Annotated in this window: 21 protein-coding genes; all 21 read right to left on the bottom strand. The window is 41.3% G+C overall.

The annotated features are described in order from the left end of the window. Positions 1-6 precede the first annotated feature (6 nt). The gene (gene flgK, locus Q4575_RS03285; protein ID WP_215962159.1) at positions 7-2037 is read right to left on the bottom strand and encodes a flagellar hook-associated protein FlgK; all 2031 of its coding nucleotides are present in this window, start codon (positions 2035-2037) and stop codon (positions 7-9) included. Between the two features lie 11 nt (positions 2038-2048). Beyond that, a complete protein-coding gene (gene flgJ / locus Q4575_RS03290) occupies positions 2049-3149 on the bottom strand; it encodes a flagellar assembly peptidoglycan hydrolase FlgJ (RefSeq protein ID WP_303521316.1) in 1101 nt (366 codons plus the stop codon). A gap of 238 nt (positions 3150-3387) precedes the next feature. Further along, complete coding sequence (locus tag Q4575_RS03295) at positions 3388-3798, bottom strand: hypothetical protein (protein ID WP_215962161.1); 411 nt, start codon at positions 3796-3798, stop codon at positions 3388-3390. 33 nt (positions 3799-3831) lie between these two features. Continuing rightward, positions 3832-4926, bottom strand: coding sequence for a flagellar basal body P-ring protein FlgI (locus tag Q4575_RS03300; protein ID WP_215962162.1), 1095 nt, complete (start codon positions 4924-4926; stop codon positions 3832-3834). Between the two features lie 8 nt (positions 4927-4934). Further along, positions 4935-5612: a flagellar basal body L-ring protein FlgH gene (gene flgH, locus Q4575_RS03305; protein ID WP_215962291.1), complete on the bottom strand. Its 678-nt coding sequence runs from the start codon at positions 5610-5612 to the stop codon at positions 4935-4937. A gap of 65 nt (positions 5613-5677) precedes the next feature. Then, positions 5678-6466, bottom strand: coding sequence for a flagellar basal-body rod protein FlgG (gene flgG / locus Q4575_RS03310; protein ID WP_215962163.1), 789 nt, complete (start codon positions 6464-6466; stop codon positions 5678-5680). A gap of 13 nt (positions 6467-6479) precedes the next feature. Further along, a complete protein-coding gene (gene flgF, locus Q4575_RS03315) occupies positions 6480-7247 on the bottom strand; it encodes a flagellar basal-body rod protein FlgF (protein ID WP_215962164.1) in 768 nt (255 codons plus the stop codon). 199 nt (positions 7248-7446) lie between these two features. Next, complete coding sequence (locus Q4575_RS03320; RefSeq protein ID WP_215962165.1) at positions 7447-7896, bottom strand: DUF2802 domain-containing protein; 450 nt, start codon at positions 7894-7896, stop codon at positions 7447-7449. A gap of 99 nt (positions 7897-7995) precedes the next feature. Beyond that, positions 7996-8490 (bottom strand): chemotaxis protein CheW, encoded by a 495-nt coding sequence (locus Q4575_RS03325; protein ID WP_215962166.1) that lies wholly within the window; start codon positions 8488-8490, stop codon positions 7996-7998. 27 nt (positions 8491-8517) lie between these two features. Continuing rightward, entirely contained in the window at positions 8518-9408 is an 891-nt protein-coding gene (locus tag Q4575_RS03330) for a chemotaxis protein CheW (RefSeq protein ID WP_303521317.1), read from the bottom strand. 4 nt (positions 9409-9412) lie between these two features. Beyond that, positions 9413-10180 carry a ParA family protein gene (locus Q4575_RS03335; RefSeq protein WP_215962167.1) on the bottom strand — a complete coding sequence of 256 codons (768 nt, stop codon included), beginning with the start codon at positions 10178-10180 and terminating at the stop codon, positions 9413-9415. A 209-nt stretch (positions 10181-10389) separates the two neighbouring features. After that, a complete protein-coding gene (locus Q4575_RS03340) occupies positions 10390-11565 on the bottom strand; it encodes a chemotaxis response regulator protein-glutamate methylesterase (protein WP_303521318.1) in 1176 nt (391 codons plus the stop codon). Positions 11566-11574: 9 nt separating this feature from the next. Next, positions 11575-13710, bottom strand: coding sequence for a chemotaxis protein CheA (locus Q4575_RS03345; RefSeq protein WP_303521319.1), 2136 nt, complete (start codon positions 13708-13710; stop codon positions 11575-11577). A 17-nt stretch (positions 13711-13727) separates the two neighbouring features. Then, positions 13728-14471 (bottom strand): protein phosphatase CheZ, encoded by a 744-nt coding sequence (locus Q4575_RS03350; RefSeq protein ID WP_215962170.1) that lies wholly within the window; start codon positions 14469-14471, stop codon positions 13728-13730. An 18-nt stretch (positions 14472-14489) separates the two neighbouring features. Beyond that, entirely contained in the window at positions 14490-14873 is a 384-nt protein-coding gene (cheY, locus tag Q4575_RS03355) for a chemotaxis response regulator CheY (RefSeq protein ID WP_215962171.1), read from the bottom strand. Between the two features lie 127 nt (positions 14874-15000). Then, on the bottom strand, positions 15001-15723 hold the full coding sequence (locus tag Q4575_RS03360) for an RNA polymerase sigma factor FliA (RefSeq protein WP_272179967.1): 723 nt from the start codon (positions 15721-15723) through the stop codon (positions 15001-15003). Positions 15724-15734: 11 nt separating this feature from the next. After that, positions 15735-16589, bottom strand: coding sequence for a MinD/ParA family protein (locus Q4575_RS03365; RefSeq protein WP_215962173.1), 855 nt, complete (start codon positions 16587-16589; stop codon positions 15735-15737). Beyond that, a complete protein-coding gene (gene flhF / locus Q4575_RS03370) occupies positions 16582-18171 on the bottom strand; it encodes a flagellar biosynthesis protein FlhF (RefSeq protein ID WP_215962174.1) in 1590 nt (529 codons plus the stop codon). Before flhF ends, Q4575_RS03365 begins: the two co-directional genes overlap by 8 nt. Positions 18172-18198: 27 nt before the next feature. Further along, complete coding sequence (gene flhA, locus Q4575_RS03375) at positions 18199-20301, bottom strand: flagellar biosynthesis protein FlhA (RefSeq protein WP_215962175.1); 2103 nt, start codon at positions 20299-20301, stop codon at positions 18199-18201. A gap of 127 nt (positions 20302-20428) precedes the next feature. Then, positions 20429-21559, bottom strand: coding sequence for a flagellar biosynthesis protein FlhB (gene flhB, locus Q4575_RS03380; RefSeq protein ID WP_303521320.1), 1131 nt, complete (start codon positions 21557-21559; stop codon positions 20429-20431). 14 nt (positions 21560-21573) lie between these two features. Then, entirely contained in the window at positions 21574-22347 is a 774-nt protein-coding gene (gene fliR / locus Q4575_RS03385; RefSeq protein WP_215962177.1) for a flagellar biosynthetic protein FliR, read from the bottom strand. Between the last annotated feature and the right edge of the window lie 6 nt (positions 22348-22353).

Raw genomic sequence — 22353 nt, forward strand, 5'->3', positions numbered from 1 at the left:
TACCTCCTAACCTGCCGCTGATAAGAGCGTTTGGAACGTCTCACGAGCAACGGTAATGATCCGCGCTGATGCTGAATATGCTTGTTGGTACTGAATTAAATTTGCCGCTTCTTCATCTAAATTAACCCCTTGAACTGCGGCTAATCTTGCGGATGAACCACTTAATAAGGTTTGATAGGAATCCCGGGCTATTTCTGTACTTTTAGTGTCTACACCTACCGCTGTTACTAGATCTGCATAACCCTCAGAGAAACTATTTAGTCCATTATCCATGGTCTTTTTACTCTGAAAGTTCAACATGCTTAACATATTAGTGTTATCACCCGGCCCAAACTTTTTGTTGTCATTTGGTATCAGATCATTATCTGCATGGGTTAAATTAAACACTTCATTGCCTGCCAACTCACCTTCAAATTGCATGGTAAATCCAGGGCCGTTTATAATTTTATCTGCAGCAATATCTTGAAACCCACCATTAACGGAGTTGCCCGCACTATCTTGAATATCGTACTGCGTGCCGGTTGCGTCTACTACTATTTGCAGCATAGGATCCGGTAAAGGTGGAACATTGTTCGGTGAAGGATAACTGGCATTGCTCACATTATTAATTTCATAAAGTGACAAGCTCACGTTATTTGTATTGGTCACAGAATCTATTTCAAAATAATTATCTGCCGCAGCAATGAGCTTTGGATCTTCAATCACAATATCAATTTTACTTGCGCCATTCTTCAAGGCATTGATTTGCCACCTATCGCCCGCTGTCATATTGTCTGTATCAATGGCCATAGACAAACCGGTATTGCCGATTGTTAACTCAGTGCCTGCATTCATTTGTGCGATCTGCGCAGGATCAAAACTCTCGATAACATTGCCTTTTGCATCAGACACGATAAGATCTGTACCGTCATAGTCTAGATCATAAATATCGGTTGTAAGTTGGCTGGAATTTCGAATATTGATTTCAAATTTAGATTCAACTGGGTTAGTGACCGCACCAAAGGTTCGACTTAGCACTAACTGTGGATCATTAATATCGCTAAATAAATTAGACCCCACTTCGCCATTTAAATCACGCCCTAGTGACTGTTGCCGGTTGAACGAATCTGCAATAACGATAGCAAGTTTCCCTAACTCCCTTATCGCTGGCATTATCATTTCATCGCGGACATCGAGTAAACTAGACACAGAACCGCCGCTTAATTGGTCGGTAACAATTGATTTTGATTCGGAATCTTCTTTGGTCGAAACGCCAATCTCTAAAATACCAGAATCAAATTCATTGCGAATAACAGACATTGGCAATGCAAAGGCACCAGTAACCAAAGTTACGCCCTGGCCAACGGTGACATTCACAGTGCCATCATCTAGCTGTATTGTGTCGACCTGCGTCATCTGACTTAGTCTTTTTATTAGTTGCTCGCGGCTATCTAGCAGATCATTCGGGGCAAAGCCCTCAGATCCAACAGCATTCTCAACCTGAATTTTACTGTTTAATAGTGCAATTTCAGAAGTAATAGAATTGATTTCTGAAACGGATGTATAAATCTCTTCATTAATTGACCCCATATGCTGAACAGCTACTTCTTCATAAAGAGTATTAAAACGTTTTACTGTATTTTCAGCCGTCGACAAAACGACATTTCTAGCTGAGATTAATGTTGGCTCTTCAACAACACCGTTAATGCCATTAAACATTTCTTCAAATGTGGCGGTTATGCCAGTGTCAGGATCGGCCAGTAGGTTATCTAATCGACTGGCGTTTGTTAGTCTTGTTTCATTATAATTGTATTGGCTTTCGTTAAAGATAACTTCATTGTAATTAAATTCATTAAACGTTCGGGTAATGGCAGCTAATTGAGTTCCATTGCCAAGAAAAGTAGAACGAAAGGCGTTACCTACCGTAGACTCAGTTTCAACACGTTGTCGGCTGTAACCTTCGGTATTAACGTTAGCAATGTTATGACCTGTTGTGTCTAACCCAAATTGAGCTGCTGCTAACCCCGATACACCAGTACCTAAAATGCCACTAGCCATTTTCTAACCCCTTATTCGACTTGCGGTTTAACGTCCAAATCGCCAATCATTGTTTTAAAACTGTTGCTTTGCAAAATGCCAAGGATCTTGTCTGCATAATTCGGATCCGTTGCATAGCCTGCCTTCTGTAAACTATGCAAAAAGTGTTCCGCATTGCCAGTACGTTCTAATGCCTCATCGTATCGGCCGTTGCTTTTTAGAAAATTGACAAAGTCGTCAAACGACTCTGAAAAATTGTCATAGACACGAAACGGTTCAATTTTTCTTACCGGTAAGCCATTTTCAAACTCCAAAGTAGATTGTGCAGCTTTAGCGCCTTCCCAATCTCGATGCGCTTTAACGTTAAATAAGTTAAAACTCGACTCACCATTTTTATCTTCGATAATATGTTTACCCCAACCTGTCTCAAGCGCCGTTTGAGCAACCATAACTGCGGGGTTAAGACCAATTTCAGATGCCGCTTTTTTGGCATAACTCCAAATTTGACTAACAAAATCTTTCGGTGTATCAAATTCCGCCGGCTCTTTTTTCTGCTGTTGGGCGATATCTGTTGCCACTGGGTTGACCGTAAGACCGACATGTTTAAACGCATCATCGACCATTTGGTTGAAGTGATTTTTAACGCCGTTCGGAGATAGCAACGCAGGGTCTAAAAATGATGCGCTTAGAGGCAACTTATCCGTAGGATATTGATTTAATGGATCTGTAGTTTGAGCGTTTGTTTGAGAGGTATTCCCAAATTCATGGCGCTCGAATGTTGCGTCGTTTCTCAGTGTCGTGCCATTACGATATCGTTCGGGATCATTGGACAGCTGTTGCACGATAAGTTCTGAAAGGCCTAAACTGCCTTTACTGGCCATGTCAGTAGCAAGTTGTTGGTCATACATATCACGGAAAAACTTAGTCGTGTTTGAATGCATGGGGTTACCCTCTTCAAACGCGGCGTTCGCTTTTCGCATCGACTGCAACATCATATTGATGAAAATAGACTCAAAGTGTTCAGCAGCTTGCTTCAACGCTTCTTTGTCATCAGGGTTCGCTCCCGCATGCGCTTTAAGCTGCTGGATCCCCGCTATGTCTAGATAATTACCTGCATCGCCTAACTGATTCATATGACGTTATTTTGACATTAGTTAATAATAACGTGATTACTTCAAGAAACGCGCCAACTCGTTAGAAGCCTTATTTAAGTCGCTTTTGTTAAGCTTTGGATAATCTAATTTGTCATAACTAAAATTTTCTAGTTACTAATGCTGGGATTGAGATTGAGATTGAGATTGAGATTAAGATTGGAACTCAAACGTCAAAAGCCGCTTTTGCGGCTTTATAACAGGATATATAACGAGGTGATTAGTGAGCTAAAGTAAAATATTTACCTAATTCATTTTGCATTTCATCATTCAAATTACCAATGAAACATACACGAGATTTATCTGGTACACGCGAAAAAACCTCTTCGATTTGCGCTGCAATGCCACCTTCGGCTAGCTCGATTTGCTCAGCAAAATACTCAGAATCTTCTTCATCTTCAATATTGGTAAGTGCTTCAAATGCGCCAAGCCCAACCGGTGTAAATTGAATTTCATTATCTTCAATTACGCCACCTGAGAGACAGCAAAATATCTGTTTTTCAAAGTAAGCAACTTCATAAACATGGTATTGAACCTGTTGGTCTTTGTCCAATTCTAACATCTCTAGAATTGCATGATTTGTATCTTGATTCGCAGTTACATTTGTTAATAATACTTGGGCGAAACTCATATCGATCCCCTTCCTGTTTTTTATTTAGTTAAATTAAATTACAACCAATTGCCCGTCAATTGCGCCAGCTTGCTTTAATGCCTCTAATATTGCCATTAAGTCACCTGGAGCAGCTCCCACTTGGTTTATCGCTCGAACTAGGTCGTCAAGGTTAACGCCTGGGTCAAATACAAACGCGCGGGTATCATCACGAGCTACATCTATAATGGTTTGGTTTGTTACCTGAGTTTCACCATTTGAAAGCGGCTCAGGTTGATTTACGTCTTGATTCTCTGCAATGGTCACCGTCAAGCTACCATGCGTAATAGCAGCAGGCTTAAGCTTAACGTCTTTACCTATAACGATAGTGCCTGTTCTTGAATTTACAATAATTTTGGCGGACGTATCGGCTGGCGTAAATTCTAAGTTTTCTAACGTTGATAGATACGCAACACGCTGTCCAATATCTCTTGGCGCTATTACTCTGACAGAAACTGAGTCCAATGGTTTTGCCGTATTAGGACCGACTAGGTTGTTAATTGTATCAGCTAACCTTTTAGCTGAAGTAAAATCAGCTTCGTTTAAATTGAAAGTGATATAATCCCCGTTTCCAAATGGCGTTGGAACGGTTCTCTCAACGGTAGCGCCATTAGGAATACGCCCCACTGTCGGAATATTGACTGTGACCGAAGAACCATCTTGGCCTTGAATGCCTAGACCGCCAACAACCAATGACCCCTGCGCAACGGCGTAAATATTGCCGTCAGCACCTTTTAACATTGTCTGTATTAATGTGCCGCCTCGCAAACTTCCGGCACTGCCAATTGACGATACGGTAATATCTATACTTTGTCCTGGTTTCGCAAATGCTGGTAGATCAGCGTGGACGGCAACCGCAGCAACATTTTTAATTTTAGGTTTTAAATTTGGATCCAATTGAATACCAAAGTTACCTAACATCGCTTTAAAGCTTTGTTCCGTAAATCGTGTTTGTTCACCGGTGCCTGGTAAACCAATGACTAACCCGTAACCTACGAGTTGATTAGACCGAATACCTTCGACCATCGATACGTCTTTAATTCGTGTTGCTTCTGCTTGCATCGAAACGACACCAATTAAGCAGCTAAATAGCAGTATTAAACCTTTCATATTTGCTCCTAAAATGGCCACATCGAGCTCATAAAAAATTGTGATATCCAGCCAGCTTCATTGCTTTCTGCCAAGCTGCCTTTACCACTGTACGAAATTCTTGCATTCGCAACGCGGGTTGAATCAACAGTATTCTCAGAACTGATGTCTTCTGACCGTACAATGCCTGTCAATCGAATAAATTCTTGTCCGGTATTTAACGTAAGCCATTTTTCGCCACGTATTATTAAATTTCCGTTTGGTAATACTCTTAAAACATGGACAGTAATTTGGCCACTTAAGCTATTACTTTGATCTGATTTGGCATCACCTTTAAAAGTGCCATCGGAGCCTATCCCCATCTGCAGCGTATTACCGCCAATGGTTGGTGCAAGACCGTTTAATCCAACTAACGGTGATAAACTCGCGTCTGTTTCTTTTTTAGTTTCTGTTTTAGCTGACTTAGATGCCTGAGTATTTTCCATTAATAAAACTGTGATGATGTCACCAACACGGCGTGCCTTAGTATCTGAATATAGGCCATTTGACCAACCACTCTGATACAAACTCCCCGTTGCAACAACTTCATCAGATTTGATTTCAGGCATTATAGGTGCGAAAAACGTATCTTCTTCTTCAATATCATGATTCACCGCACAGGCTGATAAATAAACAACACATAATGACGCGGCTAATGCTTTTGACATGCGTTTGGTAAACTGAACCTTGGGTTGTTTTGCCGTGAATAACATCATAATAAATCTCCAGAACTCTATAGCTGCTGAGTAATAAAGCTAAGCATTTGGTCAACTGTCGAAATTACTTTTGAGTTCATTTCATACACACGTTGACTCTCAATCATGCTAACTAGCTCTTCAGTTACGTTTACATTTGACGTTTCTAGAGCGCCCTGTACGATGATACCCAAACCGTTAACCCCTGGGTTACCTTGAACCGGGGCACCACTTACTCCAGTTTCAATATATAAATTTTGACCCGTTGGCTCTAAGCCGGCAGGGTTAATAAACTCTGAAATGGTCAACTGTCCAATAACAACACCAGCACCTTGACCCGGTACTTGAACTGAAATTTCACCTTGCTGGGAAATTGTTATCGACTGCGCTTCAGCCGGAATTGTTACTTCAGGCTGCAATGGGAAACCGGCCCCAGAGGTTACCAATCGTCCATTTTCATCAATTGAAAACTGGCCATTTCGAGAATAAGCTAACGTTCCATCTGGGCGTTGGATTTCAAAAAAACCTTTACCTTGGATCATAAAATCCAGGCTGTTTTCAGTCGTTGTCATATTCCCTTGCGAGAAGTTCTTTTGAGTCGCGACAACTTTAGTACCAGCACCGAGCATCAAACCATTTGGCATTTCAGTGTCCTGGGACGACCGACCACCAGGTTGGTTAATGTTTTGATAAAGTAAGTCTTCAAATACGGCTCGACTCTTTTTAAATCCGATAGTACTGGCGTTGGCCAAGTTATTGGATATTACCGCAATTTCAGTTTGTTGAGCGTCAAGCCCAGTTTTACTAATCCACAATGCCGGATGCATACGCGCCTCCTAATTAAAATATTCTGAGAAGTTGATCTTGTGCACGGTCTATTTCTTCCGCTTTTTTCATCAACTTAATTTGTAATTCATATTGTCTTTGATGTGCGATCATCGCTGTCATTTCGCTTACTGGACTCACATTACTAAGTTCTAATGCGCCACTTTCGATACCGATATTAGGCGAAGCGTCACAAAATCCACATAAGTCATTGGTAAGTACCGATTCTTTTGAACGAAATAAGCCATCATTACCTTTAGTCATCGAATTAAGACTTGGCGGTTCGATCAACTTTATTCGATCGACCGTTTCAAGAAAATTTGCCGGAGCGCCGGAAGGCCGTATCGTGACAGAGCCATCTGGGCCTATTTCTATTTTTTCTATTGGCAAAGGGATAACAATTGGGCCACCCTCTCCCATCACAGGAGCGCCACGTGCTGTCGTTAACAACCCTTCTTTGGTAATTTGTAAATTACCTTCCCGGGTATAAGCTTCAGAGCCTGTTCTGTCCTGTACCGCCAACATACCATCGCCTTTGATAGCGATGTCCAAATCACGACCCGTTGTCGCTATTGAACCATGGTTCATTTTAGAACCTGGACGTTCGGTTACCGCAAATACTCGCGTTGGATGCCCTTCACCAAATGCTTGCATGGAGCGCTGCTGTTCAAAGTCAGCACGAAATCCTGCGGTCTTCGCATTTGCCAAGTTATTGGCATTCATCGATACACCGATCAAATTTTGTTTCGCGCCAGACATGGCGACATATAACATCTTATCCATCTATAGCCTCTGTCAATAATTCGACGATGGTTATTTTGGTTTTAATACTGCATGAATTGTGCCAGAGAATATTGGCGCTTGTTAAAGGGAGGTATTTATTAGGACAGTAATGACTAAAACAGTAGCTTTGGTAACGATTTTATCGATTACATTTATTAAGGGGCTTAGTTTTGAATAGATTAGAAAAACGTTATTATATTTACTGCTTCGCAGATAGTGAAATAAGTAATTCAGCCTCGGTTCGGCTAATACCACATTCATTAATGATTTCTTCAATGTCAGCGCCTAATTGAATTAACTTTTTAGCTCTAACGTAGAGTTTATCTTCTTGCCCTTCACTTTGAAGTAATTGAATATCATTTCGCAACTTTTCAGTGGTCTCCTGCAATTCGAGCAATCCTTGTTTATTCGACTGCATTTCGTTATTTTGCTGAGATTGTATTTCAATTATTTTTGGAATTTGCTGTATCGACGTTTGAATGTCGTCAATGAGGTGGTTAACATGAGATTTATCATTAAGAGCTTGCGACTCCATCAACTCTATTTTTGCAGTCTGATTTACAATCTTTTTAGATAGTATTAGCAAGGCTACAATCAGCGATGCTACAGCAACAAACAAGATGATTATTGCAATAATAGGTAATGACATGTGACCTTTCTTAAAAAATAGAACAATTAAGCAGACTGAACTTCAACTAATTTAGTCTCCATTCAGCCAGCTAAGATGATTGACGCTATGCAGATTGACTTAGATGTCTGCAATATCATCCCACTCTTCATCTGTCATCAGTTTATTTAAGTCTACTAATATTAATAATTCGCCATCACGGTTACTAACACCTTGAATAAATTTAGCGCTTTCATCAGTACCTACATTAGGTGCACTGTCGATTTCAGACGTTTTTAAATAAACAACTTGGGTTGCACTATCTACCATAATACCAATAACCTGTTTTTCAGATTCGATTATGATTATTCGCGAATTATCACTTACATCGCCAGGCATTAACCCAAAGCGGGCTCTTGTATCAATAACGGTTACGACGTTACCACGCAAGTTAATGATTCCTAGCACATAGTCAGGGGCACCAGGTACGGGAGCAATTTCAGTATGACGTAGTACTTCTTGAACCTGCATAACGTTTATACCGTAGGTTTCTTCCTCTAGTTTAAACGTGACCCATTGCAATACTTCGTCATTGCCATCCGTAACGTGATTGACTGGGGTTCTTTCTTCACTCATATGAGCAACTCCTAAATTGAATACTGACTAAACTTGTCTTGCGTCTATACCTTGTTCAAGCATGGCAATTAAATCACTTACATGCAACAAAGCACACATTTTTTCTTTAATCGTGCCCATCAACCAGGGACGTTTATGTGCATTTTTTCGCCACTTAACTGCATCTGGTGTAATTGACTCTGTTTCAACCAAACTTTCGGCTGCTAATCCCCAATTACTCTCACCTAACATGATGAGATAGCGATAGTTAAGCGACTCTTCCATGGCTTGGTTATACTTTTCAGGCATAACCCAACGCGCAGAATCGACAACATTTAACTTCTTATCTCGATTTAGCATCACGCCTTTAAACCATGCAGGCTTGCCAAACAAAGTACTTAATTCTGTTAAATTATGGATCCCACCAAGTTCCTTCAACGGCACGGCTAGTGATAAACCCGCAACGCTAAAAAATAACGCTTGAAATGGTTCATCTGGGAAACTTTCAATAACCTCTTTTTCAACCTTAATTGGCGGTTGTAGAGCTATTTCTTGTTTTGTTTCAACAGAAGGTGGCGCGATGTCTTGAGATACACTTCTTACTAGATCGACAGTTTTCTGACGTTCTTTAGCTATTTTTGCATCTTGTTTTAAATTTACTTGTTCCAGTAATTTAGCGACCGTACTTGTTTGCGGTGCGGGTAACTCAACTTCTGGCTCTTTAAATGGTTTTGCTGCTGGACTTTTATGGGAAACTTGAGGTTTTTCACGCGCGAGTGGTGTCGCCATAATATCGTCAGATAGTATCGCAGGGCGTGATTGTTTTTCTGCCGTCAAAGATCCGCGATGCGTATTTGCAACCGTGTTAATGTCATTTTCTTCTTCGTCACTTAGTAGCTGGTCGAAATACTCCAGCATGACTTTTTCACTTGCAAACATCGACTTAATTATTCTCTAATGATTTTAATAATTCGTTATAGGCGTATACGCCTCTTGCACCTTTAGCATAAATAGGCAATGGCAGTTTTTCCATCGACGCATTTCTAAATTTTGTATCAATTGGGATAACCCCTTCCCAAACCTGATCGCCATAAGTACTTTGCAACTCTCGATACGCTACGATCGACGCTCTTGTACGTTTATCGTACATAGTCGGAATGATGCAAACATCGTATTTTTTCGCCTGAGAGGTCTTTATCAATTGCATTGTACGATGCATGCGTTCCAAGCCCTTTAAAGCCATACATTCGGTCTGTACTGGGATCAATACTTTGTCACTTGCGGCAAGCGCATTGACCATCAAAACACCTAATACCGGCGGACAATCTATTAAAACGTAATCGTAATCAGATGCAAATTTGTTTAAGGTTTTTTTAATAATTAAGCCCATACCAGACTTTTTACTCAAAATACCATCTAATGTGGCCATTGCCATCGTGGCGGGAAGAATACTTAAATTTGGTACTGGAGATTGCCAAACACACTTTTGCCAATGTTCCTGATCCATAGAGTCTGAGTGCAAAAATACATCATAAACGCTATGCGTTAATTCTTCTGAATCAATGCCAAAATAATAAGAAAGTGACGCATGGGGATCGGTGTCTAACATAAGGACTTTTTTACCTTTCAGCGCCAATATTGCGCCTAAGGTTATAACAGAAGTCGTTTTACCTACTCCACCTTTCTGATTTGCAACAGTCCAAACCTTCACATATTCACCTAGTTATTATTATTTAGTGGTTACTGTTTAGTTTATCTAAAACGTTTAACACGCCATCAAATTCGATTAAAAATCGTTCGCGCAATTAGAAGTTATTAATAGTATCAGCTATCTAATGAGATTAGTGCTTTTATTTTAACGAGCTGCGGTTTAAGTGCTTTACCTCTGGATCTAAGTTCAGGGAACACATAAACTGCAATTTAACGTAAATTAAATTCTTTAAGAATGGAAGGGCCAATTTGCTCTAGTGAAATCGACTGTTCTGAAACACCAGCACTTGTTACCGCTTGTGGCATACCATAAACCACACAAGATAATTCATCCTGCGCCCAAATCTTAGCGCCACGTTGTTTCAACATTCGACTGCCTTCGCGGCCATCCGCTCCCATGCCAGTCAAAATAATTGCCAATACATCACCACCATAAACTTTCGCAGCACTGCCAAATGACAAATCAACACTTGGTTTATAAGTTACACGAGCTGCCTCATCATCCATAATTTTAATCGTCCCGTAACCAGGTCGACCTTCAATCAACATTTGCTTACCGCCTGGTGCTAAATATGCCACACCTGGTCTTAATGGCTCGCCATTAACTGCTTCTTTTACCGAAATATTGCATAACGTATTTAAACGAGAGGCAAACGCTGGGGTAAAAGCTGCTGGCATGTGTTGAACAAGAATAATCGGGACGTTAAAGTTTGCAGGTAATGTTGTAAGTACTTTTTGCAACGCAACGGGTCCGCCTGTTGACGTACCAATCGCTAATAATTTATATGACTTTCCAGACGAGTTTCGAATCGCCGACGTTGCCTGCCGTTGAGGTGCCGCTTGACTCGTTTCAGTTGTTCTTCGAGTTGATGAACTTTGCAGGCTGCTACCCAGTCGCGAAGATATTGTTGAAGTAGAGGTCGCTGGTTTAACTATTGCTCGTTCTGACACTTCAGAACGAATTGGACGACGTCGAGCTAATATACTGGATTTCGCGCCTAATGCTTTAACTCGCTCCTGCAGTAAAGCGGTTCCTTCTTTTTTATCTTTTGCTATGTCTTCAAATTTTTTCGGAAGAAAATCAAGGGCACCAGCTTCAAGTGCATCTAACGTTGCAGTGGCCCCATCGTGTGTTAAAGATGAAAACATAATAATAGGCGTAGGTGTCACTGCCATTATTTTTTTGACGGCTGTAATGCCATCCATGACAGGCATTTCGATATCCATCGTGATCACATCTGGACGTAACTTTGCGGTTTGTTCAATTGCCGCTTGCCCATCAGCTGCATCCCCAATAACTTGTAAGTCAGGGTGCGAGTTCAAGATTTCTGTTACTCTACGTCGAAAAAACGCAGAGTCATCTACAACCAATACCTTTATTGTCATTTTTAAATACTACTTAAACCTTAAGTTAGACCGTTTAGCATAATGTTTTAACAAGTTCGGTACATCAAATATAAGCGCGATACCACCATCCGATGTAATCGTCGCCCCTGCCATTCCCGGAGTTCCTTGCAACATAGCGTCCAATGGTTTAATGACAACTTCTTCTTGTCCGATTAATGAGTCCACAACAAAACCAACTTGTTGTACACCAACTTGAATAACAACTACATGGCCTTTACCAACAACTCGGTCAGCTGGGTTATTGCCTTTGATCAACCAGTCTTCTAAATAAAATAGTGGGATCGCTTTTTCTCTAACGATAACAGTCTGCTGGCCGTCAACTATATTTGTCTTTGTTAAATCCAGATGAATAATTTCATTTACCGTTGATAGCGGCAATGCAAATATCAACTCACCAACAACAACCATTAAGGTTGGAAGAATTGCTAGTGTCAGTGGTACTTTAATTTCTAGTGTAGTGCCAACGCCTAATTCAGACTGGATATCGACAGAGCCGTTAAGCTGAGTGATTTTGGTTTTAACCACATCCATACCAACGCCACGACCAGAGATGTCTGATATTTCTTCTTTCGTTGAGAAGCCCGGAGCAAATATTAAATTATATGCTTCAGTGTCTGACAATCGAGCTGCAGCATCCGCATCGAGAACGCCTTTATTTACGGCTATATCTTTAAGCTTTTCAGGGTCCATTCCTTTACCGTCATCTTCGATGACTAACAAGATATGATCGCCTTCCTGTGACGCCGATAAACGAACTGTACCGACTCGGCTCTTACCAGCGTTTTCACGTTCGTCCGGCATTTCAATGCCGTGGTCTACGGAATTTCTAACTAAATGCACTAGCGGATCCGCTAGAGCTTCTACTAAATTTTTATCTAAATCGGTTTCTTCACCGAGTAATTCCAATACAATTTCTTTATTTAAACTTCGAGCCAAATCTCGAACAACCCGAGGGAATCGACCAAATACCTTTTTAATCGGTTGCATACGCGTTTTCATTACCGCGCCTTGCAGGTCTCCAGTTACAACATCTAAATTAGATATTGCTTTGGTCATCGCTTCATCAGATCCTAAATTAACCCCTAAGCTCACCAACCGGTTACGGACTAAGACAAGTTCACCAACCATATTCATAATTTCGTCAAGGCGTTTAGTGTCAACACGAACAGTTGTTTCAGCTGCCGGTGGTGGTGGTGCCTTTTTCTCACCAGGTTTAGGTGACTTAGCCGGCGCAGCTTTAGCAGGAGCGGGTTTAGCCGCTACAGGCGGTTTTGGTGCCGGTGCTGGCGTCGCTTTTGGCGCTGGCGGTTCGGGTGGTTTTGGTGCCTGAGCTTTTGGTTTACTTACTGTTGGTGACGCGCCTTTGCCATGTAATTCGTCTAACAAAGATTCAAATTCGTCATCACTTATCTCATCACTTTCATTTGAAAACGAGACAGGTTGTGCTGGAGCCGTTGGTGCAGCATTACCAGCCGAAGATTTTGATGTTTCAAACGACCCTTTTCCATGTAATTCATCTAATAATGCTTCAAATTCATCGTCTGAAAAGTCATCACCACTACTAGCAATTGCTGACGACGTGGGAGAAGCAGGTGCTGGCGTCGCTGTTGCGGCCGGCTTACCATGGAGTTCGTCTAATAATGCTTCAAATTCGTCTTCTGATATTTCATCTATATCGCCGCCAGTCAAATTAACGTCTGGTTCGACATCTGCAACCGTTTCAACTACTTCGGCCTCCGGATGACTATAACGATGTAGACGTTCTAACAGTTGTGGATCAGCAGGAGTTGGGTCTTCACCGGCTTGAACTTGAGCAAACATTTCGTTGACGGTGTCGAGCGCTTGGAGAATAACATCCATCAATTCAGGTGTTACGCTCCGTTTGCCAGTCCTCAGAATGTCGAAAACATTTTCTGCACCATGACACGCGTCCACCAAATGCGTTAACGCTAAAAAGCCAGCGCCACCTTTGACGGTATGAAATCCACGGAAAATGGAATTCAAGAGACCAGCGTTTTCTGGGTCATTTTCCAGTTCAACTAGCTCTTCTGATAGTAATTCTAAGATTTCTGCAGCTTCTATTAAGAAATCTTGTAATATCTCTTGATCCACTTCCAACGCCATTCGGCAGCTCCCCTAACTTAAAAGCCTAAACTAGATAATAGGTCGTCAACTTCATCTTGATTCGAAACAGCGTCTTCACGTGTTTCAGCATCGATGATTGGACCTTCTACACCATTGTTATCGACAGCAGCCTTAACTTCATTAATAGATTCTCTACTAGGTTCACCAAATACTGTCAGTAAGTGAATTAAACTATCTTCAACTTCTTTGACTAACTCGATAACACGTTTGATTACCTGACCAGTTAAATCCTGAAAGTCTTGAGCCATCATGATTTCAGTCATATAAAGATGAATTTGGGCTGCGTCTTTTTCTGCAGTCTCCATAAACTCATTCACTGAAAAACATAAGGTTTTAAATTCGCCCAACTCAAGTTGGCGCTGCATTAATTTATCCCACTCAGGTTTTAAACTGGAAATATCGCTATTAATTTTGTCAGCTAACGGCAAGCTAGCGTCAACGGCGTCCATTGTTTTATTGGCAGCCTGTTCCGTCAAACTCATGACGTAACTTAATCGTTCTTTTGCATCAGGGATATCATCTGTCGCCAAATTTGCAATTTTCGGATCTAATTGAAAACTAGAAAGCGAATCATGTAATTGACGTGTGAGTTTTCCAACTTCTGCAAATAATTCTTTTTGCTCAGGTGCAGCAATGCCCATTAAAATGGTGTTTGCTGTTGTATTGTCACCCGACTCTAGCGCAGCTACTAAGGCTTTAGCCTCTTCAAGGCTAATCTGCGGAGCAGTCTCTAAAGACATAGTGTACTCCTAGTTAGATTATTCTAAGCGCTCGAATATTTTTTCTAATTTGCCCTTCAACGTCGCTGCAGTAAATGGCTTAACAATGTAGCCATTAACACCCGCTTGAGCGGCGGCAACAATTTGTTCTTTTTTAGCTTCTGCAGTTACCATCATGACAGGCATATGTTTTAGGCTTTCGTCTTTACGAATCTCACGTAATAAATCAATCCCTTGCATACCTGGCATGTTCCAGTCCGTAACAACAAAATCAAAGTCACCATTTTGCAACATTGGTAATGCAGTACTTCCGTCATCTGCCTCTGAAACATTGGTAAAGCCCAAATCTCTCAATAGGTTCTTGATGATTCTTCTCATTGTTGAGAAGTCGTCAACAACCAGAATTTTCATATTCTTATCCAAAGCGTCCTCCAGTGAGGTTTTGTTAGTTCCCAATCCAGTTTCACTTATAGTAGTTCGTACCGGCTTGAAAATACATGATTAACGTAAATAAATATTATTAATAAAAATTAGGAAGTTACAAGTTTTATTATAACCATTCCTTTAATCGAGCTCGAAGCCGCACCATAGCTTGGCTATGGATCTGGCTAACTCTCGATTCACTCACGTTCAAAACGTTACCAATTTCACGTAAGTTTAGCTCATCATCATAATATAGCGAAAGAATTAGTCCCTCTCGCTCGGGCAATGACTTAATTGCCTTTATCATTGATGATTTAAAATTGTTTACTTCGACACCGTCATAGACATCGTCCGAACCGTCAGTATGTTTTGTCACCACATCTTCCGCTACACCTAAGCTGTCCAAATCGAGGACACGGCCTGCGCTCGTCTCTTTTAACATTTGGTGGTATTGGGCAAGTGATATATCCAATGCAGCAGCGACTTCTACATCTTTAACGTCGCGTCCAAGTTCAGCTTCTAACGCTGATATTTTATTGGCAACTAATCGGGTATTACGGTGTACAGAGCGGGGAGTCCAGTCGCCACGTCGAATTTCATCCAACATGGAGCCTCGAATTCTTATGCCAGCATAGGTTTCAAAACTCGCCCCTTTTGACCCATCAAAATTCTTTGATGCTTCAATAAGACCAATCATACCTGCTTGGATGAGATCATCAACTTGGACACTGTCGGGCAATCGCGCAGCCAAATGGTGGGCAATTCGTTTCACTAACACCCCATGTTTGTTTACAAGGCTAGTGAGCGATTGTTCTTTAGCCTCGTAGGCTGCGGCAACTTTGTTGTTCAAACGAGCGCCTCTTAATTTACTAACTGCTCTAGAAAAAATTCTAAATTACCAGTCGCGTTTGTCGGCGTCGGCCAGTTATTTATTTTGGCAGCTAAAGTTTTAAATGCGACAGACGATGGCGATCTTGGGAAAGCGTCCACAATTGCCCGCTGGCGTCGAACCGCTTTTCTTAAATTGTCGTCAAATGGAATTATCGCAGTTAACTCGAGTGTGACGTCTAAAAATCGGTCCGTCACTAAAGATAATTTTTTATATAGGTCCTGGCCTTCTTTCATCGAACGAACCATGTTCGCCACGACTTTAAATCGATTGACACCATGGTCACGATTAAGAATTTTGATGAGTGCATAGGCGTCAGTAATTGACGTTGGCTCATCACAGACAACAACTAATAATTCTTGGGATGCGCGTGAAAAGGACAATACCATGTCTGAAATGCCTGCCGCAGTATCAACAATAAAAATATCCACTGGTGTTCGCATTTCACTGAAAGCTCGGATAAGTCCGGCATGCTGGGTAGGAGAAAGGTCGACCATATCTACAGTACCTGAAGTTGCCGGTACTATTTTAATGCCGTACGGCCCTTCAACTAAAATATCGTCAAGTTCAGCTTCACCGGAGATGACATGTGATAAGTTTTTTTCGACACGTAAACCTAGCATAACATCACAGTTAGCTAAGCCTAGGTCAGCGTCTAGCACTAACACTTTTTGCCCGATTTGAGCTAGGGCTATAGCGGTATTTAGCGAAACACTTGTTTTGCCAACGCCACCCTTTCCGCCTGTAACAGCGATTACTTTGGTTTTATTTGCTAAAGACATATTTCTTAAGCCACTAGCCTGGTCAGATGAACTTGCTTTAATCATACATGCCTACTGCTTTTGGCACTACCTTATTATTTTCGTTAGTTACTTTTTGCTTTAATTCAAACAATTGATTAGCTTTTTGCACAATTTTTCCTGAATTTGCAACTCTAATGTCCTCTGGGACGCGTTGACCGTTGGTTAAATAACCAATTGGCAACCTATTATGAATTGCAACACTCATTAACTCTCCCAAACTTAAAGATTCGTCTATTTTTGTAAATATACAACCCGAAAGTGGAATTGTTTTAAAATGTTGTACGCTTTCTTGCAATACACTCATTTGTGAAGTGGCTGATAAAACTAAATAATTTTTAATGTTAACACGTGATCGCGTTAACAAATAATTTAATCTTTCTGTCAATTTAATGTCACGTTGACTCATGCCAGCTGTATCGATCAAAACTAACTTTTTGTTTCTTAGCTGATAAATGGCTTCAGACAACTCTTCAACATCTTTTGCTTGTTTAAGCGGGCACCCTAATATTTTGGCATAAGTTGCCAATTGTTCAAGTGCGCCGATACGAAAGCTATCAGTCGTAATTAAGCCAACTTTGTCGGCACCATACATTTGTGCATAACGAGCCGCTAACTTAGCTATTGTCGTAGTTTTACCAACGCCAGTTGGACCGACCAATGCATAGACTCCACCACGTTTGATAATTTCGTTATCTGTTGTATCAAGTTGTTCAGTTAACAACGCTAACATTTTAGGCCAAACATCAGAGTGTTTAGTGTCTTCGCCAATAAAATGCGTTAAATGCTCTGCGACTTTAACTGATAAACCCATTTCTTTTAATTTGCTAGTTAACATCGCTTTTACAGGTTGACGACGATTGACGTCTTGCCACATTAAATTTGAGACTTGATGTTCTAATAATTGCTTAATTGAGTTCATCTCGGCCTTTAATGTCGCCAACTCACTAATAGAAGCAGAAACTGGAGCCGAGTGTGGATCAGACAAATCATCACCATCTAACTGTGCTTGGTGCGCTTCATTTGTATTTGAGTCATAACCAATATCATTATTTAGCGAGTTAAAATCAACCTGAGAAGGTGCTGACTCTTCGGCAACTTTATCTCGGGCTTTAGATAACCATTGTTCAAATTCTGATTCTGCTTGTTGTGATAGTGCCTGGGTCATAGTCCCGACTGGATTTTCATTTTCTTGTAAAGCTTGAACAGGCTGTGACTGACGAGGAGCAACAGTCGCTTGAGCAGGCTTACTAAAGTTGCTTTGACGCTTTAATAATTCGTCTAACGAGCTGGCCACATTAGTTGCAGGCTGACTTTGCGTTTGTGCACCTTCTGGCTTATTCATCAGTGCTTGAATTGATCCACTAGCACCGGCCATTTGTTGGTTGTTCACTCGTTGATTTGATACCGATTGCTGCGTTTCGGCTTCACTTACCGGTTGTGTAGAAGGTTTAGTTGTTAATTCTGCATCAGAATCTACCGCTGCAACAAGCTCTATACCTGTTGCCGTCTTTTTGTTTGACATGATGACTGCGTCTACACCTAACTCTTCTTTTACTTGAGCTAGTGCTGTTCTCATATCTTTTGCATAATAACGTTTTATTTTCATTCTAAATCTCCGTCAAAGTTCTGACAACTAACCAACCGAACTGACAATTTTAATTTGTTTCTCTTCTGGTATTTCTTGATACGACAGAATTACCAAACCAGGGACACTGTGTTTTAGGAAACGAGACAACACACTGCGTAACATGCCTGACGTAAGAAGAATCGAAGGTTCACCCTGTAATTCTTGATTCTTATGTGCTTCTGCAAGTGACGTTTGCATACGTTCAGCAAGTCCTGGTTCAATACCAGCGCCTTCGTTTCCAGTCGACTGCATAGACTGTTGCAACATCTGTTCCAGCTCTGGCGCTAAAGTTATGACGGGTATTTCTGCCACCGAACCAGCGGTGTCTTGGACGATGAATCTACGAAGTGCGATACGACACGCAGCCGTTAACACATCGGGGTCTTGGCTTTTTGGAGCATACTCAACAAGGGTTTGTAAAATAGAACGAATATCTCGAATTGGCACACTTTCATTTAATAAATTTTGCAGAACTTTTGTAAGTACCGACAAACTCATCATTTCTGGCACTACACCATCGACTAGTTTTGGATAATTTTTACCAATCATTTCAAGAAGATTTTGCGTTTCTTCATGACCAAGAAGCTGCGCTGCGTTATTAGTTAACAATTGGCTTATATGCGTTGCAACCACAGTAGCTGGGTCAACAACCGTATAACCTAATGACTGTGCTTTATCTCGATTTTTAGCTTCTATCCAAACGGCCTCTAAACCGAATGCAGGGTCTATTGTTTCGATACCATCGACCTTGCCAAACACTTGGCCTGGGTTAATTGCTAACTCGCGATCATGTCGAATTTCAGCTTCACCTATTGTTACCCCCATCAGGGTAATACGATATACATTTGGATCTAAATCTAAATTGTCACGGATGTGAACCGCTGGCACTAAGAAGCCAAGCTCTTGGCTAAGTTTACGGCGCACACCTTTTATACGTGACAGCAATTCACCGCCTTGGGTTTTATCAACAAGAGGGATCAAACGGTAACCAACTTCTAAACCTATGGTATCGACATGGGCAACATCGTCCCAACTTACGTCTTTGTTCTCAGCCGCTTCAACAGGATCACGAGCCGGCGCTTTAACAGCTTCTTTTTTCGCTTCTAATACCGCTTCCGCCGCCCGTTTATTAGTGATATAAGCTGCGCCAAGTAAAATCGCACCAAATCCTAAAAACGTTAAGTGTGGCATACCTGGCACTAACCCCATCGCAACCAATAAACCACCAGCAACGTATAAAACTTTTTCGCCGCCAAGCTGCGATGTAACCTGAGATCCCATCGCTTCTTCAGTGTTTTGTCGAGTAACTACAATCGCCGTGCCAATTGATAATAACAGTCCTGGAATCTGTGCAACCAGACCATCACCGATGGTTAGAATGGTATAAATCTCTACTGCTTCACCAAACAACAAGTCGTGTTGGATCATGCCGATAAACAAACCACCAATGATGTTTATAAATAAGATAATAATCCCAGCGATAGCATCACCTTTAACAAACTTAGACGCACCATCCATTGACCCGTAGAAGTCAGCTTCTTTGCCAATTTCTTCACGGCGTGCTTTTGCTTGTTCTGGTGAAATAAAACCGGCATTTAAGTCGGCGTCGATAGCCATCTGTTTACCAGGCATTGCATCAAGTGTGAATCGAGCGGTTACTTCAGAGATACGACCTGCACCTTTTGTAACAACCGCAAAATTAATGATAACGAGAATTGCGAAGACCACTAAACCGACGGCATAGTTACCACCAATAACTACGGAACCAAACGCCTCGATGACTTGTCCAGCGGCGTCTCCCCCTTTGTGTCCTTCTAGTAAAACGATACGGGTACTTGCAACATTCAGTGCAAGTCGCAGTACGGTCGCGATCAAAATAACGGTAGGGAAAACGCCAAAATCCAACGGTTTTAGGGTGTAAACCGTTACGAGTAAGATGACTAATGCAAGGGCTATGTTGAAAGAAAACAAGATATCCAGCATAAGCGATGGCAGCGGTAAAATAACCATTGCAAGCGCGGCAAGAATAAACAAGGGAGCACCTAAGCCACTAATATACTTGTTGTTTTCTTTAGAAAAAACCTGATTAAATTTTGCTACCAGTTCCATAAGATGACCGAATAAACCTTCTGATACTCTGTAAAGAGCAAGGATTAGGCCAAAGTAACTGACAATATTCTGACAAAGGATTTACCTCTGAACATTAAATTTGAAAAACGTGATCCCAAAAATAGAATTAGTGCCGCATTTCAGGCGGGATCTGCAGGTTTTTAGCCAACGGCTTGGGTTTTTGCCCCTTACCTTTCTGATGTTGATCTAATTGATAAACGTAGGCAAGAACTTGTGCGACAGCGACAAATAGCTGCTCAGGAACTTGTTGATTGATGTCTGTTGTATAGTAAATTGATCGAGTCAGCAATGGTGTTTCGACAATAGCTACGTTACGTTCTTTAGCTATGGTTCGTATGTGCATGGCTATAATGTCCGCACCTTTGGCAACCACGTAAGGGGCACTGGATTTTTCAACGTCGTATTTAATAGCAACTGAATAGTGCGTAGGATTTGTAACAACCACATCCGCATTAGGGACTTCAGCCATCATCTTACGTTGGGATATTTCACGCTGAGCTTGCCTAATACGGCCCTTAATTTCAGGGTTACCTTCGGTATTTTTATACTCGTCTTTTACTTCCTGTTTACTCATTTTTAACTGCTTAGTGTGATTGTAGACTTGATACGGTACATCAACTAAAGCAATAATAATGGTGGAGCAACATAGGCCTAAGAATATCCACGCCAACATTTCTGTCGCGTCAAAGGTATTATTTGGTAGGTCTTGAATGCTCAGGTATAAAATATCAAAAAGATAGACTTTGATAAGTAAAACGGCGACCGTAGCAACAACAAGTACCTTTAACACCGACTTAACCAACTCGACGACTGCCTGCAAGCCAAACATCCGCTTTAATCCTTTTAAAGGGGACATCTTATTTAATTTAGGGGCCATCGCCTCCCAACTAAAATTAATTCCCCCTAGCAAACTGTTGGCAATAAATGCGGCCAACAAAATAATTGCAAAGATGCCGGCTAATGGCGCGCTAATGTTTTCGATAACGGCGCCAAATACAGAAAATACTTTTTTTGGGTCAAATGCGTCGTCTCGTTCTAACTGAAATTGAGATTGCATTACTTCCATCAAGGAAATACCCAACTTATCACCCAACATGATTAGCGCTACGGCACTGGCAATTAGAACACCTGTGGTGCCTAATTCCTTCGAACGGGCAATTTGACCTTTTTTTCGAGCGTCTTCTAAACGCTTGGCTGTGGGGTCTTCTGTTTTTTCATTGTCGCTATCGTCTGCCATTGAAGTACCCTAAGTTAACAACCGATCAGTGTGCACATCATTTCTAATGAGCGTTGCCAGTTTTTTTCAAAGTGAAAGACAAAGTTCTCCATCGTGATCCACATGACGATCAATCCAGACATCATAGTAAATGGAAAACCAATAGCAAAAATATTCAACTGAGGTGCTGCTCGGGTCATAATTCCAAAGCTTAAGTTGATAATTAGCATACCGACAATCGGAGCTAAAGCTAATACTAACGAGGCAGCAAACATCCAACCACCAAAATCGACTAACTCTCTGAAACCACCAGTGGCGTACCAAACTTCAGTGATCGGCATCAAATGAAAACTTTGCACGACCATTTGCAACATCACAATGTGACCATCGATAGCCCAAAACATTAACGTCGCTAGGATCAGATAAAATTGACCTACCGCCGGTACGTTCATACCATTTGTCGGGTCAACCATCGAGGCAAAACCTAAACCAGCCTGCATTGCAATAGCTTGGCCTGCAATAACAAATACTTGCAAAAATACCGTGGATACAAAACCAATTGCGGTACCAATTAAAATTTGTTGCCCGACTCTGATCACCATCTCAAATGAAAATAAATTATTAAATGGTGTTGGTGGCAAGACAGGCATAACCATAATAGTAAATGCCACAGCGTAGGCGGTCTTAATGGGTGTGGGGATACCTTTGCCGCCCATACCAGCCATTACCATTAACATCGCTGATATGCGGGTTAAAGGAAGCAGAAGGTCTGCTTGGTATTGCAACAGGGTGTTGAGTAGGATTTCCATAACGGA

It is taken from the genome of Psychrosphaera sp. 1_MG-2023 (genome assembly GCF_030548245.1).
Taxonomy (GTDB): domain Bacteria; phylum Pseudomonadota; class Gammaproteobacteria; order Enterobacterales; family Alteromonadaceae; genus Psychrosphaera; species Psychrosphaera algicola.